This window comes from Labrys sp. LIt4 (genome assembly GCF_017813775.1).
Lineage (GTDB): Bacteria > Pseudomonadota > Alphaproteobacteria > Rhizobiales > Labraceae > Labrys > Labrys okinawensis_A.
Genome location: NZ_JAGIPY010000011.1, coordinates 173,118 through 188,829, shown reverse-complemented (window position 1 = coordinate 188,829; position 15,712 = coordinate 173,118). Strand labels below are relative to the sequence as shown.

Sequence of the window (15,712 nt, the reverse complement as noted above, 5' to 3'; positions counted from 1 at the left end):
TGAAGGCGGCGCGCCCGCCAATGGAGGATCCCATGCCGATCAACGAGCGTTCCCGGCATATCACGCAGGGCGTCGCCCGCTCGCCCAATCGGGCGATGTATTATGCCCTCGGCTATGAGAAGGCCGATTTCGACAAGCCGATGATCGGCATCGCCAACGGCCATTCCACCATCACGCCCTGCAATGCCGGCCTGCAGCCTTTGGCCGATGCGGCCGCGGCCGCCATCAAGGCGGCCGGCGGCAACCCGCAGCTCTTCGGCACGCCGACCATTTCGGACGGCATGTCGATGGGCACCGAGGGCATGAAATATTCGCTGGTCTCGCGCGAGGTCATCGCCGACTGCGTCGAGACCTCGGTGCAGGGCCAATGGATGGACGGCGTGCTGGTGCTCGGCGGCTGCGACAAGAACATGCCGGGCGGCATGATCGGCATCCTGCGCGCCAATGCCCCGGCGATCTATGTCTATGGCGGCACCATCAAGCCCGGCCGCTGGAAGGGCCAGGACCTCTCCATCGTCTCCGCCTTCGAGGCGGTCGGCTCCTTCATGGCCGGCACCATGAGCCAGGAGGATTTCGACGGCATCGAGCGCAATGCCTGCCCGACCACCGGTTCGTGCGGCGGCATGTACACCGCCAACACCATGAGCTCCTCCTTCGAGGCGCTCGGCATGTCCCTGCTCAACTCGGCCAACATGGCCAATCCCGATCAGGAGAAGATCGACAGCGCGGCGCAATCCGGCCGCGTGCTGGTGGAGGCGGTGAGGCAAGGCATCAAGCCGCGCGACATCGTCACCCGCAAGTCGATCGAGAACGCCGTGGCGCTGATCATGGCGACCGGCGGCTCGACCAATGCGGTCCTGCATTACCTCGCCATCGCCCATGCCGCCGAGGTGGAATGGACGCTCGACGATTTCGAGCGCATGCGCCGCAAGGTGCCGGTGATCTGCGACCTCAAGCCCTCGGGCAAATACATGGCCGTCGACCTGCACAAGGCCGGCGGCGTACCGCAGGTGCTCAAGCTCCTGCTCAATGCCGGCCTCCTGCATGGCGATTGCCTCACCATCACCGGGCGCACTTTGGCCGAAGAACTGGCCGAGGTGCCGGACGTGCCGCGCGCCGACCAGGACGTCATCCGCCCCGTCGACAAGGCGATCTATCGCGAAGGGCATCTCGCCATCCTCAAGGGCAATCTCGCCGAGGGCGGGGCCGTGGCCAAGATCACCGGCCTGAAGAGCCCCTATATCAGCGGCCCGGCCCGGGTGTTCGACGATGAACAGTCGGCCATGGACGCGATTCTATCGGACGCGATCAAACCGGGTGACGTCGTGGTGCTGCGCTATCTCGGCCCCAAGGGCGGGCCTGGCATGCCGGAAATGCTGGCGCCGACCTCCGCCATCATCGGCCGCGGCCTGGGCGACAGCGTCGGCCTGATCACCGACGGGCGCTTCTCGGGCGGCACCTGGGGCATGGTGGTCGGCCATGTGACACCCGAGGCCTATGAGGGCGGTACCATCGCTTTGGTCCAGGAGGGCGACACCATCACCATCGACGCCCGCCGCCAGAGCCTGCAGCTGGAGGTCGACGACGCCGAACTCGCGAAGCGCCGCGCCGCCTGGCGCCAGCCCGCACCGCGCTATACGCGCGGCGTGCTCGCCAAATTCGCGGCACTCGCCCGCCCGGCCAGCGAGGGGGCGGTGACGGGCTGATCGGGGAGTGCGGTGTTTCCAAGGGCGGACTGGAAGTCCGGGGTCCCAGCCGCGGCGTCTCCAGAGCGAACCTGGCAGATGTCACGCGGGGAACGGCGCGGCTGGGACCGCGGATATCCTGTCCTCTTCCAAGGTGCTTGATTAGGAAACGATCATTTCCTAATCTCCTTCCATGTCCATCTCCCTCACCGATTCCCCGCGCCAGGCCGGCCGGCCCCGGGAGTTCGATCTCGAGGCCGCGCTCGACAAGGCGATTCTCGCCTTTCGCGAGCGCGGCTATCATGCCGCCTCGATCGCCGATCTCGGCAAGGCGATGGAGCTGACGGCAGGCAGCCTCTACAAGGCCTTCAAGGACAAGCGCGCACTCTACGTCGCGGCCCTGGAACGCTATACCTCGCTGCGCAATGCCGGCCTGCGGGCCCGCATGGAAGGGCTGCCCACCGGCCGCGAAAGGCTGCGCGCCGTGCTCGATTTCTATGTCGATTCCGCCCATGACCTCGAAGGCCGCCGCGGCTGCCTGGTCGTCGGCAGCGCCGTCGAACTGGTGACCCTGGATGACGATCTCGCCGAGCTGGTCGCGCAGGCGCTGCGCCGCAACGAGGCGCTGCTGATCGAGCTGATCCGGCGGGGACAGACTGATGGCTCGGTCAATCCGTATCTCGACCCGTCCGAGGCGGCGCGCACCCTCCTGTGCGTCCTGCTCGGCATGCGCGTGATCGGCAAGACCGGCCGCCGGCACGGCGACATGGCCGCCATCGTGGATCTCGCCCTGAAGGTGCTCGACTGAGTTTTCTTCGGCCAATTCGGAAACGATCATTTCCAAATAAGGAGTCTCGATCATGCAAGTCGGTTTTCTGGGCCTCGGCACCATGGGCTTGCCCATGGCCGCCAATCTGGTGAAGGCAGGCTACCGCGTGCGGGCCTGGAACCGCTCGCAGGAGCCGGTTGCCCGCCTCGCGGCGCTGGGGGCGGAGCCGGCCGCCGCCCCGGCCGAAGCAGCGGAGGGCGCCGAAGTGCTGATCGCCATGCTGGCGGACGACGAGGCGAGCCGGGACGTCCTGCTCACCCAGGGCGTGCTGGAGGCCCTCGCCAGGGGCGCCGTCCTGGTGAACATGGCGACCGTCTCGGTCGCCTTCACCCGCGACCTCGCGGCCGAGCACGCGGCGCGCGGCCTCTTCTATGTCGCCGCCCCGGTGCTCGGGCGCGTGAACGTGGCCGAAGCCGGCCAGCTCAACATCCTGGCGGCGGGCGATGCCGCCCAGCTCGACCGCGTCCAGCCCCTGTTCGACGTGCTGGGCCAGAAGACCTGGCGCTTCGGCGACCGCCCCGAACAGGCCGCGGCCGTGAAGCTCGCCGCCAATTTCATGATCGCCAGCGCCATCGAGACCATGGCCGAGGCGGCGACGCTGGCATCAGGCCATGGCGTGGCCAAGGCCGCCTTCCTGGAGATGCTGACCTCGACGATCTTCGCCGCGCCGCCCTATAAGGGCTATGGCGCCGCCATCGCCGAGGAGCGCTTCGAGCCCGCCGGCTTCAAGCTGTCCCTCGGCCTGAAGGATGTGCGCCTGGCCCTGGCGGCGGCGGATGCCGTCAATGTGCCCCTGCCCTTCGCCGGCGTGCTGCGCGACAACCATCTGGACGCCCTGGCCCATGGCGAAGGCCATCTCGACTGGGCCGCGCTCTCGCGCGTCGCCGAGCGGCGTGCCGCGCAGAAGTGACGGACGGGAGAGCACTCCTCAGGACGCCGGCGCCACGGTGGCATCGGCCAGTGCCGCCGAAGCCCGCCGCACGATCTCGGCCTTGAGGCCATCGGCGTCGCCGGCCTTGGCCCAGGCCTGCACGGCGACGTCGACGCCCTTGTCGGTAAAGCCGGACAGCACGATCGAGGCGGCCGGCAGCGGCAGCACCCGGCCGTCGCGGCTGAGGAAATCGCGGATGGCGCCGGAAACCGCCTCGGCATTGCCGCCATAGGGCACGGGCACCTTCACATTGACGCTGCGGGTGGGATAGGCCGAGACATTGGTGATCGGCGAGCCCCAGACCTGCCCGTTCGGAATGAGCACCTGCACATTGTCGCCGCTGGCGAGCTCGGTCATGAACAGATTGAGGTTCTTGACCGTGCCGGCCTTGCCGGCCACCTCGATACTGTCGCCGAGCTGGAAAGGCCGGAACAGCAGCAGCATCACGCCCGCCGCCATGTTCGAAAGCGTGCCCTGCAGCGCCAGGCCGATGGCCAGTGAAGCGGCGCCCAGCACGGCCACGAGGCTGGTGGCCTGGATGCCGATCACCTGCAGGATCAGGACGAAGACCAGCACCAGCACGCCGTAGCGCACCAGGCTCGACAGGAAGGCGGTGACGATCGGGTCCATGCGCGAGGTCGCCGTGAGGGTCCTGGCGGTCAGGCGCTCCAGCATGCCGGCCGCCCACCAGCCGATCAGCGTGATCACCAGGGCACCCAGGCAGTTGATGCCATAGAGAATGAACAGGTTTCCAAGTCCGTTGAGGTCGATCGGCAAGGGGAGCCTCCTGTGGCGGGGAGCGGGCGGGCCTCCCGATAGCACGGCCGGGTGGCACGCCTAAAGCCCTTGCGGCCTGCCGAGACCGACGGATCTCACAGTGGCCCTCTCGAAAAGCGTTCCCCGCCGGCGGGGCAATCGCGTTTGCATCGTCGATGCCCTCTCGGCCATCCGGCCGGTGCGCCGGGCAGGCATGCCGTGATTCGGGGCGACAGGCTCGATCGCACCGCTTGAACGCAGCCGCAAGTCGCGAACCGCGCTACCGTTTAATACCGTTGACTATCATGGCGGCGCAAAGCAGCACGTCAACATAACCAACAAGTATTAAGCAACCGGTTTAATTCTCTAATCCGTCTGGGCGACTTCCAGAGGTAGGAAATTACGGGATATGCTGCCGGACAGATAAGTTCCGATCATCTCTCAAATCTACGGGGGAATACTATGCATTTCCTGTTTCTTCCCCGAGTTACGAGAACACATTATCCCTTCCTCGAAGAATTATTGTCCCTGCATATCCCCTATGCGGATTGGCTGCGGCTGGTGGCCGACTGGCGCGAAGCGGGCAAGGTGCAAGGCTTCACCGTGCGCTACATGACGGTCAATCCCTATGAATTGCGCCGCTGGCTGCCGGCGGACTCGGGTCCCGCCAGCCTCGCCCAGCTGCTGCAATTCACCGACTGGGTCGGCAATGGCCGGTCGGGCGACCCCTTCGCCTCCGCGATGGTACCCGGCAATCTGGATACGAAGCATCCCGGAGGCACGCCTCATTCGGGCGGACCGCCCGGCCATTCCTGGGAAGCTCGCGAGGACAACAGGACCTTGCGGACCGCGATTTCCTGACGCGCCTCCCCTTCGCGCAGGGCGCCGCTGGGCATGAGCCACGCAGGCTCAAGCCCGGGGCCTTGCTTTGTCCAGCACGGCGCCGCTCATGCAGTGGACGCGCCCGGCCGGCTGGCAGCGAAAGGGGCACGTCCACCAGCGAGCCCGATGGTCGAGATCCGCCGCAGCTGCGTCCCGCTGTCGAGGCAGCCGGATGGGAGAAGCGCCGGCCTCTTCCCATCCGCTCTTAACGTGCTCACTGCGTCCGTGCTAGCGTTCCGCCCCAACGATAAGACAATCGGGAGCGGGAGCGATGGCCGGGTCGAGCGTCTATGTGGCGGGAACTTTCGATACCAAGGGAACCGAGCTCGATTTCGTGGCCGATCGCATCCGTGCCCATGGGCTCGACGTCACCCGGGTCGACCTTTCCACCAGCGGCTCGGAGAGTGACGTCGAGGTGGGGTCTGCCGCCGTGGCGGCCAGCCATCCCGGCGGGGCCGAGGCGGTGTTCACCGGCGATCGCGGCTCGGCCGTCAGCGCCATGGCGCTCGCCTTCGCCCGCTTCATCGCAACGCGCGACGACGTCGCCGGCCTGATCGGCCTCGGCGGCTCGGGCGGCACCGCCCTGGTCGCGCCCGCCATGCGGGAATTGCCGGTCGGCACGCCCAAAGTGATGGTTTCCACCGTCGCCTCCGGCAATGTCGCCGCCTATGTCGGCCCCAGCGACATCACCATGATGCATTCGGTGACGGACGTGGCCGGGCTCAACCGCATCTCGCGCGTGGTGATGAGCAATGCCGCCAATGCGATTGCCGGCATGGCGCGGGGCCGGGCAGAGGCAGCCCCCGAGGCCGACGACAAGCCGGCCGTCGGCCTCACCATGTTCGGGGTGACCACGCCTTGCGTGAACCAGCTCGTCGACGATCTCTCCGCCGACTATGACTGCCTGGTCTTCCACGCCACCGGCATTGGCGGCCAGTCGATGGAAAAGCTGGTCGATTCGGGCCTGATCGCCGGCGTGCTCGACGTCACCACCACCGAAGTCTGCGACCTGCTGTTCGGCGGCGTGCTGGCGGCGACCGAAGACCGCTTCGGCGCGATCGCCCGCACCAAGGTGCCCTATGTCGGCTCCTGCGGCGCGCTCGACATGGTCAATTTCGGGGCGCTCGACAGCGTGCCGGAGCGCTATCGCGGCCGCAATCTCTATGTCCACAACCCACAGGTCACGCTGATGCGCACCACGGCGGCGGAGAATGCGCAGATGGGCCGCTGGATCGGCGAGAAGCTCAACCAATGCGAGGGCGAGGTGCGCTTCCTCATCCCCGAAGGCGGTGTTTCGCTCCTCGATGCGCCCGACATGCCCTTCCATGATCCCGAGGCCGACGCCGCCCTGTTCGCGGCGCTGGAGGCGACAATCCAGCAGACACCCCGGCGCCAGCTCATCCGCGTGCCCGCGGGGATGAACGATCCTGCCTTCGCGCAGGCCCTGCTGGCGAATTTCAAGAGCATTGTTGGAGAGCATTGATATGGGCGCAAGCGCGCGCGAGAGTATCCTAGCACGGTTTCGCGGCATGATCGCGCAGGGACGGCCGATCATCGGCGGCGGCGCCGGCACCGGCCTCTCGGCCAAATGCGAGGAAGCCGGCGGCATCGACCTCATCGTGATCTACAATTCCGGCCGTTATCGCATGGCCGGCCGCGGCTCGCTCGCCGGCCTGCTCGCCTATGGCAACGCCAATGAGATCGTGGTCGACATGGCCCGCGAGGTGCTGCCTGTGGTCAAGCACACGCCGGTGCTCGCCGGCGTCAACGGCACCGATCCCTTCTGCCAGTTCGGCCCCTTCCTCGATGGGCTCAAGGAGATGGGCTTCGCCGGCATCCAGAATTTCCCGACCGTCGGCCTGATCGACGGCAAGTTCAGGGCCAATCTGGAGGAAACCGGCATGGGCTACGCCCTGGAGGTCGATCTCATCCGCCTGGCGCGCGAGAAGGACCTCCTCACCACGCCCTATGTCTTCAATCCGGACGATGCGCGCGCCATGGCCCAGGCCGGGGCCGACATTATCGTCGCCCATATGGGCCTGACCACGGGCGGGGCGATCGGCGCCGATACCGCGCTCACCCTGGAAAGCTGCGTGGGCGAGATCAATGCCATCGCCGCCGCCGCGCGCGAAGTCTCGCACGGGATCATCGTGCTCTGCCATGGCGGGCCGATCGCCGAGCCGGAGGACGCCCGCTTCATCGTGGCCAACTGCCCGGGCTGCCACGGCTTCTACGGCGCTTCCAGCATGGAGCGCCTGCCGGTGGAAAAGGCGCTGGTCGCCCAGACCCAGGCGTTCAAGAACCTCAGCATCGGAAAATAGCATGTCATCAAAGATCGATTGCCAGGCCATAGTTCCGTCATTGCGAGCGCAGCGAAGCAATTCAGGGCCACCAGCACCGTGTCCGCAAAACTGGATTGCTTCGCTGCGCTCGCAATGACGTCGGCAGGGTCGGCGAAGCGACAACTTCAGCATAAGGGGGAAACCATGGCCAAGGCCTATGCGAGCGCGGTGATCGACGCGCCGATCGAAACCGTGTGGAAGCTCGTTCGCGACTTCAACGCCCTGCCGGACTGGCATCCGGCCATCGCCAAAAGCGAGATCGAGGACGGTCGCAGCGCCGATGCCGTCGGCGCCATCCGCTCCTTCCACCTCACCGACGGCGCCCATGTGCGCGAAAAACTGCTGGCGCTCGACGATGCCGGGCACACGCTCAGCTATAATTTCGTCAAGCCAGCCTTCCCGGTGGAGAATTACGTGGCGGTGATCCGCCTCCTCCCCATCACCGACGGCAACCGCACTTTCGCCGAATGGAGCGCCACCTTCGACGAGGCACCCGCCGATGCCGGCAAATATGCCGAGATCGTCTCGACCCACGTCTTCGCAGCCGGCTGGAAGGCGTTGGGGGAGAAGTTGAGGGGGTAACGATGGCCTCCACGATCGGGGCAGATTGATTGTGCCTTCCCATGCAGGGCTCCGAATTCAAGTTAACGGGGCGCTGTCTTTTACCCTCCCCTGGAAGGGGAGGGTCGACGCGTAGCGTCGGGGTGGGGTGAAATCCTCAGATCGCAACGAAGAAAACGGTGGATTTTCTGCCAAGAAGTCACCCCACCCCGGCCTTGTAGGCCGACCCTCCCCCTCCAGGGGAGGGTAGTCGCGCCCGCCATTAACCTGGATTCGGGTCCTGCTGCTCCATGTCGCCAATATTGACTATATTGGCGACACATCCCATGATTCAGTATGAGTGAAGGATTGGCTCATGGCCGCTGACAACAGCATCCACGTCCGCGTTGGCGGGCGGCTGCAGACGCATCTCCAGCAGCAGGTTGGCGAGAACGGCCTTTACGAGAACGCCAGCGAATATATTCGGGCCCTGATCCGCCGTGATCTGCACAGCCAGGACGAGGCCTGGGACTGGCTGAAAAAGCAGCTCGAACCAGGATTGAGAGCTGCCGAAAGCGAATTCGTGGCGGTATCGGCCGAGGATGTCATTGCGCGAAACCAACGCCGAACCCGTACCCGTTAAGCCTGCCATCGACAATGGCAGGCTTCCTGTTCTACCCACCGGCAGATGCCGCACAAGACCGTAACTGGGATGACACGGTCGAGAAGTGGGGCGAAGACCAGGCGGTACGGTATATTCGCGGCCTGCACGAGCACTTGCAGAAGCTTTCCGAAAGACCCGCTGCCTGGCGCAGGCTGCCAGGCAATCTTGCTGTTCCGGCCGACCTCGAGCTTGAAGTCTATTTCAGCCACTACCAACGCCACTATGTGTTCTTTCGCAAACTATCCGGCGGTCGAATTGGCGTTCTCAGCCTGCTGCATGACCGTATGGATGTGCCGGTCCGCCTGAACGAAGACCTTCAGGCATTGGCATCCCGCTCGGACGTTTCCTGAAGCTCGTTTCTTCTGGAGCAAAACGCGTTCAAGTGTGAACGCTTATTTTCTCTAACTCCTTGCTTCGACGTGTCTTTGCGATTCGAGGTGATTCCGTCCAATCGCAAAACGCCTTGTCTGCGGTTACTGCCCCACCACGCCCTCCGGCGCAGTCGCCATGGCAAAGGCGGCGGCGAACAGGGCCTTGGTGTAGTCCTCGCGCGGACGCTCGAAGATCTCGCTGGCCGGGCCATGCTCGACGATCTTGCCGCCCTGCATCACCATCACCTCGTTGGCCAGCGCCCGCACCACCTTCAGATCGTGGCTGATGAAGAGATAGGCCAGCCTGTAGCGCTGCTGGAGCTCGCGCAAGAGGTCGACGATCTGGGCCTGGACCGACATGTCCAGCGCCGAGGTCGGCTCGTCCAGCACCAGGAATTTCGGCTGCAGCACCATGGCGCGCGCAATGGCGATGCGCTGGCGCTGGCCGCCCGAGAATTCATGCGGATAGCGGTCCATCGCCTTGGGGTCGATGCCGACACTGGCCAGTGCCTGGGCAACCGCTTCCCGCCGGCGGCCGGCATCGAGCCCCCCGCCAAGCACGTTGAGCCCCTCCTCGACGATCTCGGCCACCGACAGGCGCGGCGAAAGCGAGCCATAGGGATCCTGGAAGACGATCTGCATCTCCTTGCGCAGCGGGATCATTGCCCGCCGGTCGAAGCCCTGGATCGGCTTGCCGAGATAGGCGATCGGTCCGGTCGAGGAGATCAGCCGCAAGAGGGCGAGGCCGAGCGTGGTCTTGCCCGAGCCCGATTCACCGACGACGCCGAGGGTCTGGCCCTCCTTCACGGCGAGGCTGACGCCGTCGACCGCCTTGACATGGCCGACCGTGCTGCGCAGCAGCCCGGCCCTAATCGGAAACCAGACCTTGAGATCGTCGGCGGAGACGATGGTGCGGGCCTCGGGGTTGAAGGGCGTCGCCTTGCCCTTCGGCTCGGCCGCCAGCAAGCGCCTGGTGTAGTCGCTGGTCGGATTGGCGAAGACCTGCCCGGTCGGGCCGGCATCGACGATGCGCCCCTTCAGCATCACGCAGACCCGGTCGGCGATCTTGCGCACGATCGACAGGTCATGGGTGATGAACAGCATGGCCATGCCGGTCCGCGCCTGCATCTCCTTCAGGAGGGCGAGGATCTGGGCCTGGACGGTGACGTCGAGCGCCGTGGTGGGTTCGTCCGCGATCAGGAGGTCGGGGTCGTTGGCAAGTGCCATGGCGATCATCACGCGCTGGCGCTGGCCGCCGGAGAGCTGATGGGGAAAGGCGCCGAGGCGCTTTTCCGGCTCGCGGATGCCGACCTGGGTCAGGAGTTCCAGCGACCGCGCGCGCGCCTCCTTCTTCGACAGGCCGCGATGCACGCTGAGGATCTCGCCGACCTGCCGCTCGATGGTGTGGAGCGGGTTGAGCGAAGTCATCGGCTCCTGGAACACCATGGTGATGTCGGCCCCGCGCACCCGCTGCAGGGCTCTTTCCGGTGCGCCAACCAGGTTTTGGCCGCGAAACAATATTTCGCCCGAGGGGTGGGAGGCGGCCGGGTAATTGAGGAGCTGCACGATCGACAGGGCCGTGACCGATTTGCCCGAGCCCGATTCACCCACCAGCGCCAGGGTCTCGCCCTTGTCGAGGCTGAAGGAGACCTTGTCGACCGCCAGTTCCGGCTGTCCTTCCGTCCGGAAAGCCACGGAAAGGTCGCGAACCTGAAGAAGCGGTGCCGAGAAAGCCATCGTCAAGGCCTAACGCAGAATCGAGGTGGATTGAAACGGATTTTGCTCCCAGACCGCCCGCAACCCGCTCGCTTCTGGAAATGCAGCGCACTCGAGATGGAAGAGCGGACCATTGCAAGAAGGCTGAAAGCAGGCCCGCGTCAGCTCTGGCCGTCCTGTCCGAGCTTCGAGCGGGCGCGCCGGGCCATCGCTTCGGAGACGATCAGGGCGCCGAAGGCCAACACCACCGAGACCAGGGTCAGGCGGATCACGGTGCCCTCGCCATAGGGGTCCTGCAGCGCCGTATAGATCGCCGCCGACAGGGTCTGCGTCTGCCCGGGTATGTTGGAGACGAAGGTGATGGTGGCGCCGAACTCGCCCAGTGCCTTGGCGAAGGCCAGGACCATGCCGGCGATGATGCCGGGAATGGCGAGGGGCAGCGTCACCGTGAGGAAGGAAAAGAAGGGATTGGCCCCGAGCGTGCCGGCCGCCGCTTCGAGGCGGGGATCCACGGCCTCGATGGCCAGCCGGATGGCGCGCACCATCAAGGGAAAGCCCATCACGGCGCAGGCAATGGCCGCGCCGGTCCAGCGGAAGGCGAAGACGATGCCGAGTTGCGAGGCCAGGAAGGAGCCGATCAAGCCATTGCGCCCCAGCAGGACCAGAAGGACATAGCCGGTGACCACCGGCGGCAACACCAGCGGCAGATGAACGAGGGCATCGAACAGGACCTTGCCGGGAAAACGCCGGCGGGCGAGGATCCAGGCGGCGGCGACCGCGAAGGGCAGCGAAATCACGGTGGCGAGACCGGCAATCTCGAGGCTGAGCCACAGGGCCGTCCATTCTTCAGGCGAAAGCACGCCCCGCTCCTTCACCTATGCCCGACTACGCTATATTCTCCTGAATAGGGCGCTTCGCCTGCAATCGCAATCACACCCTCTGCCCTTGGAGCAAAACGCGTTGAGGTGTGAAGGCTGAATTGCTCTAACTCTTTGTTTCGACCTGCCTTTGCCATTCCGCGACTCCGTCGTAACTACGCATGGATGAGCCGCCCCTCACCCTTACCCTCTCCCCGCAAGAGGCGGGGCGGGGTGACTTCGACCGGCCGTCTCATGCTGGAAACGCGCCCCCTCGCCTCTTGCGGGGAGAGGGTAAGGGTGAGGGGCTACGTGACCTCAAAGGCAAGGGGTGAGCAATTACACTCCGCCAAATCGAAAAACGCTCTAGGAGACCGATCATGTCCGGCCCGCCCATCATCCGCCTCAAGATCGCCTTCGACGACAATGCCCGGCTCGGCCCTGGCAAGATGGACCTGCTGGAGGCGGTGAAACGGGCCGGCTCGATCTCGGCGGCGGGCCGCGAGCTCGGCATGTCCTATCGCCGGGCCTGGCTGCTGCTCGATGCGGTCAACACCATGTTCGGCCAGCCCGCCATCGAAACCTCGGCCGGCGGCAGCCATGGCGGCGGCGCACGCCTCACCGCCTTCGGCGAGAAGCTGCTCGCCGCCTACCGCTCGGTGGAGGCCGAGACCGCCAGGCTGGCCGAACAGGCCTTCGCCGACCTGGTGCCGCTCCGGAAAGCGCAGGCGCGAGCCTGATCGGCGAACCTCGCCGCGAGCCTCAGCGCGCTGCGGCAACCCCCGACGGCAGCACCGTCAGCTTCCAGACGCTGCCGGGCTTGAAATAGGTCTTGGCAAAGGCTCGGATGTCCTCGGGGCCGACCTTGTCGTACCCGCTCTGGCCGGCCCGGATCAGCTCCAGGCGGCGCGGATCGGTCTGGCTGCCGCTCAGCTTGCCGAGCCAATAGTCGTTTTCCTGCCGGCGGCGCCGAAGCGTCTCGATCTTGGGTGCGCGGGCGCGGGCGAGTTCGTCGGGCGAGACCTCCTTTTCCGACAGGTCGGCGGCGATCTTGTCCACCAGCGCATAGAAGGAAGCGACCTTGGCCGGCGTGGTCTCAACCATGGCATAGACATAGCCGAAGCCCGGCAGGGCGGAAGACAGGTCGACCGACCCCTGGGGAGAGTAGGTCGCCCCCTCGGCGATGCGGAACTCGTCGATCAGGCGATTGACCAGGATCGAGCTGGCGAGGTCGGCCGTGAAGCTGCGCGGAATGTCCGACAGCATGTCCCCCACCGGTATCGCCACCAGGACGGCAGCGTTGTCAGGGCGCCCGGAATGGGTATGCACCACCGGTTCGGCCGTGATGGCGGGAAAGGCGCCGCCACCGTCGGCGGCCGGCGCCGGCGGCGCCGGGCGGGGCGGCAGGGCGCCGAAGGTGGCGGCGACCTCACGGATCGCATCATCCACGCCGACATCGCCAACAATGGTGATGTCGAGGGCACCCGTGGCAAAGGCTGGCGAGAACAGGGCCTGGAAATCCTCGGATTTGGCAGCCAGCAATTGCGGGCGGTCGGGGAAGGTCCAGCGCGGATCGCCGGAATGGATCAGCCCCTGGAAATCACGGCTGACCACCACGCCGGCCGTGGCTTCATATTGCGGCAGATTGGCCAGATAGAGCTGGCGGATCCGCTCGAAGACTTCCGGCCGCCAGGCGGGATCGGAGGCATAGGCGGCGAAGATCTGCAGCTGGATGGCGAGATCGGCCGGGCGGGTCGTGCCCTCGAATTTGAAGGCATTGTCCTCCAGCGCGAAGCCGATGCTGGCGATCTTGGGCGCCAGCACCTTCTGCATGTCGTCATAGTCGATCGCCTTCAGACCCGACAGTTCGACCGCCTGGGCGGTCCAGGTCGGGATCGGCCGGTCATGCGGCAGGTCGAGCCGGCCCCGGCCGATATCGACACGGACCTGAATTTCGTCGGCCCTGAACTTCGTGGGCTTGACGGTCAGGCGCGCGCCATTGGCAAAGCGCACCATGGTCAGGCCGAGGTCCTCCACCGTGCGGCGCTCGACGACATCGCCCGGCGTGCCGAACTTGGTGTAGGGCCACACCACCGCCGCGGCATCGGCCGGCGCGGTCACGGCGACAGCCTGCGACTGGGCATAGGCCTTCTCGACCGCGGCCGGTTCCGGCGGCTCGGCGCCCTGCAGCACCAGGCGGGGGCCGCTGCCCGAGAACACGGCCTGCAACGCCTTGTCGACCTCGGCGGACGTCAACCCCTTCACCATGCGCTCGAACAAGGCGAGATCGTCGGCCGGCGAGGTGAAGACCTTGGCTTCGTCGACGCTGTTGGCAAGCATCGCGGCGAGATCCGGGCTGGTGCGCGTCGCCGCGCCGTCGGCCAGGGATTGCAGGGCGGAACGATATTCCGCCACCTCGCGCTCGACCTCGGCCTGGCTCGCACCGAAACGCAGGAGGCGGCGCTGTTCCTGGTCGAGCGCGGCCAGGCCCCTGTCCCAGGCCCCGGCCTCGACATCGGCGGACAGCAGGCCGGCACGGGCCGATTCGTAGAGATCCTGCAGGCCGACATCGGCGGCGATGAAGGGCGGATTGGCCCTGCGCGACAGGGCCTGGATGCGGCGCTTGAGCACCGAGAGGCCGATATATTCGATCGCGGTCCGGCGCCGCTTGGCATAGCTGTCCGGCGTGGCGTCGAAGGGGCGGATCCAGCCCAGGTAGATCTTGGTGTTGGCGCTGGGAATCTTGACGATATCGGCTCCGACGCCGCGCTTGAGCGGCAGGCCGAGATCGGGCTCGGCCACGGCCGGCCCGACCGCCTTCCAGTCCTCGAAGCGCCGGCGGATCTCCGCCTCCAGGGCCGAAGGGTCGATGTCGCCGACCACCAGCAGCGTGGCGCGGTCCGGGCGGTAATTGGCCTGGTAATAAGCGCGCAGCCGTTCGACGGGCGCGGTGCGGATGATCTCGGTCTTGCCGATCGGCGCGCGCTCGGGCACGCGCTGCCCGGCGAGGAGGACATTGAACAGGCCCATGACGCTGCGATAGCCGGGCGTGTCGCGCAGGCGCTCCTCGGAGAGAACGACGCCGCGCTCGCGATCGAGGGCGGAGGCGCTGAGCGTCAATTCGCTCGCCGTCTCGCGCATCAGCATCAGGCCGGTGGAGACGGTATCGGCATCGACCTCCGGCAGGTCGAGCGCATAGACCGTCTCGTCATAGCTGGTATGGGCATTGGTATCGGCACCGAAGGCCAGCCCCTTGCGCTGCAGGATGCGCACCATTTCCCCTTCCGGCACCCGGGTCGAGCCCTTGAAGGCCATGTGCTCCAGCATATGGGCGAGGCCCTGCTGGTCGTCGGCCTCCTGCAGCGAGCCGGATCCGATGCGCAGCCGGATGGCGGCCTGCCCCGCCGGCGTGGTGTTGCGCATCACCGCAAAGCGCATGCCGTTGCCGAGCACGCCGAAGCGGATGCCGGCTTCGGGCTTGAGGTCGCTATCGGCCTGAGGCCAGGCAGCGGTCTCGGCCCGAACGGAAAGGGGGACGACGGACAAGCAAAGCAGGGCCGCTGCAATCAGGCGATGGGCACGCCGCAGGCGCGAGGAAGAATGGGACAAGCAGGATCTCTATCGGGGAGGAACGATTTTGCCGATGCAGCATAGCATCATTCCCCAAGATTGCGGCAATCCGCAGGTCGGGCGCGACGGATCAATCGCCCTGTTGCGAGCGAGGCGGGTATTTGGTCAGGCAGACATGCTTGGCGATCTTAGCCCTGGGGATCACCACCGGCGGCGTGGTGCTGGAGGAGTCGCCGGCGTCGGCATCCAGCGCATCCTTGAAGAAGCCGCTGTCATAGCGCGTGGTGCATTCGTCATATTTGTTGCAGACGGCGAGCTTGGTGCAGACGATCGCCCCGCCCTGCTCATAGATATAATAGGTGGCGCTGGAATAAGGCGGGCGGGCATAGCGCTCGGTGCGGATGGTGATGTCGCCCCCGCCTTTGACGTAGTCCTGTGCCATGGCGCCCGGCACGGCGCCGGCGAGCCAGACCAGGACAATCGGTGCAAAGCCCATCAGTTTGCGCATGGGATCAACCGCCTCGCGTTTCGACCGTTCCTGCCCTATGCGGCCCCGGCGGAGAGCCGTC

General features: G+C 66.1%; 15 protein-coding genes. 10 read left to right on the top strand and 5 right to left on the bottom strand.

The features are described from left to right. The first annotated feature begins 32 nt into the window (after positions 1-32). The 3 genes from ilvD to J8I29_RS20590 all read left to right on the top strand — a co-directional run bounded on the left by ilvD (position 33) and on the right by J8I29_RS20590 (position 3,424). The gene (ilvD, locus tag J8I29_RS20600) at positions 33-1,706 is read left to right on the top strand and encodes a dihydroxy-acid dehydratase (protein WP_209433073.1); all 1,674 of its coding nucleotides are present in this window, start codon (positions 33-35) and stop codon (positions 1,704-1,706) included. 172 nt (positions 1,707-1,878) lie between these two features. Further along, positions 1,879-2,493, top strand: coding sequence for a TetR/AcrR family transcriptional regulator (locus J8I29_RS20595; RefSeq protein WP_209433072.1), 615 nt, complete (start codon positions 1,879-1,881; stop codon positions 2,491-2,493). Between the two features lie 52 nt (positions 2,494-2,545). Beyond that, positions 2,546-3,424, top strand: coding sequence for an NAD(P)-dependent oxidoreductase (locus J8I29_RS20590; protein ID WP_209433071.1), 879 nt, complete (start codon positions 2,546-2,548; stop codon positions 3,422-3,424). A gap of 18 nt (positions 3,425-3,442) precedes the next feature. On the opposite strand, the gene J8I29_RS20585 is transcribed toward J8I29_RS20590, so the two are convergent. Further along, positions 3,443-4,222: a mechanosensitive ion channel domain-containing protein gene (locus tag J8I29_RS20585; RefSeq protein WP_245197187.1), complete on the bottom strand. Its 780-nt coding sequence runs from the start codon at positions 4,220-4,222 to the stop codon at positions 3,443-3,445. Between the two features lie 501 nt (positions 4,223-4,723). Between J8I29_RS20585 and J8I29_RS20580 the strand changes: the two genes are divergently transcribed. From J8I29_RS20580 to J8I29_RS20555, 6 genes are all read left to right on the top strand, one after another. Further along, complete coding sequence (locus tag J8I29_RS20580; RefSeq protein WP_105863280.1) at positions 4,724-5,062, top strand: hypothetical protein; 339 nt, start codon at positions 4,724-4,726, stop codon at positions 5,060-5,062. A 292-nt stretch (positions 5,063-5,354) separates the two neighbouring features. Continuing rightward, entirely contained in the window at positions 5,355-6,566 is a 1,212-nt protein-coding gene (locus J8I29_RS20575; RefSeq protein ID WP_209433070.1) for a Tm-1-like ATP-binding domain-containing protein, read from the top strand. A gap of 1 nt (position 6,567) precedes the next feature. Next, on the top strand, positions 6,568-7,404 hold the full coding sequence (locus tag J8I29_RS20570; protein ID WP_209433069.1) for a phosphoenolpyruvate hydrolase family protein: 837 nt from the start codon (positions 6,568-6,570) through the stop codon (positions 7,402-7,404). 165 nt (positions 7,405-7,569) lie between these two features. After that, positions 7,570-8,007 carry an SRPBCC family protein gene (locus tag J8I29_RS20565; protein ID WP_209433068.1) on the top strand — a complete coding sequence of 146 codons (438 nt, stop codon included), beginning with the start codon at positions 7,570-7,572 and terminating at the stop codon, positions 8,005-8,007. 334 nt (positions 8,008-8,341) lie between these two features. Then, on the top strand, positions 8,342-8,608 hold the full coding sequence (locus J8I29_RS20560; RefSeq protein WP_105863284.1) for a transcriptional regulator: 267 nt from the start codon (positions 8,342-8,344) through the stop codon (positions 8,606-8,608). Positions 8,609-8,622: 14 nt separating this feature from the next. Continuing rightward, positions 8,623-8,979 (top strand): type II toxin-antitoxin system RelE/ParE family toxin, encoded by a 357-nt coding sequence (locus J8I29_RS20555; protein WP_209433067.1) that lies wholly within the window; start codon positions 8,623-8,625, stop codon positions 8,977-8,979. A gap of 123 nt (positions 8,980-9,102) precedes the next feature. Here J8I29_RS20555 and J8I29_RS20550 read toward each other — a convergent pair whose 3' ends face one another. Then, positions 9,103-10,737, bottom strand: coding sequence for an ABC transporter ATP-binding protein (locus J8I29_RS20550; protein WP_209433066.1), 1,635 nt, complete (start codon positions 10,735-10,737; stop codon positions 9,103-9,105). A 140-nt stretch (positions 10,738-10,877) separates the two neighbouring features. Beyond that, on the bottom strand, positions 10,878-11,576 hold the full coding sequence (modB, locus tag J8I29_RS20545) for a molybdate ABC transporter permease subunit (RefSeq protein WP_105863638.1): 699 nt from the start codon (positions 11,574-11,576) through the stop codon (positions 10,878-10,880). A 377-nt stretch (positions 11,577-11,953) separates the two neighbouring features. Between modB and J8I29_RS20540 the strand changes: the two genes are divergently transcribed. Then, a complete protein-coding gene (locus tag J8I29_RS20540) occupies positions 11,954-12,313 on the top strand; it encodes a LysR family transcriptional regulator (protein ID WP_105863287.1) in 360 nt (119 codons plus the stop codon). Between the two features lie 22 nt (positions 12,314-12,335). On the opposite strand, the gene J8I29_RS20535 is transcribed toward J8I29_RS20540, so the two are convergent. Further along, on the bottom strand, positions 12,336-15,128 hold the full coding sequence (locus J8I29_RS20535; RefSeq protein WP_245197204.1) for an insulinase family protein: 2,793 nt from the start codon (positions 15,126-15,128) through the stop codon (positions 12,336-12,338). A 145-nt stretch (positions 15,129-15,273) separates the two neighbouring features. Next, entirely contained in the window at positions 15,274-15,651 is a 378-nt protein-coding gene (locus J8I29_RS20530) for a hypothetical protein (RefSeq protein WP_245197186.1), read from the bottom strand. Between the last annotated feature and the right edge of the window lie 61 nt (positions 15,652-15,712).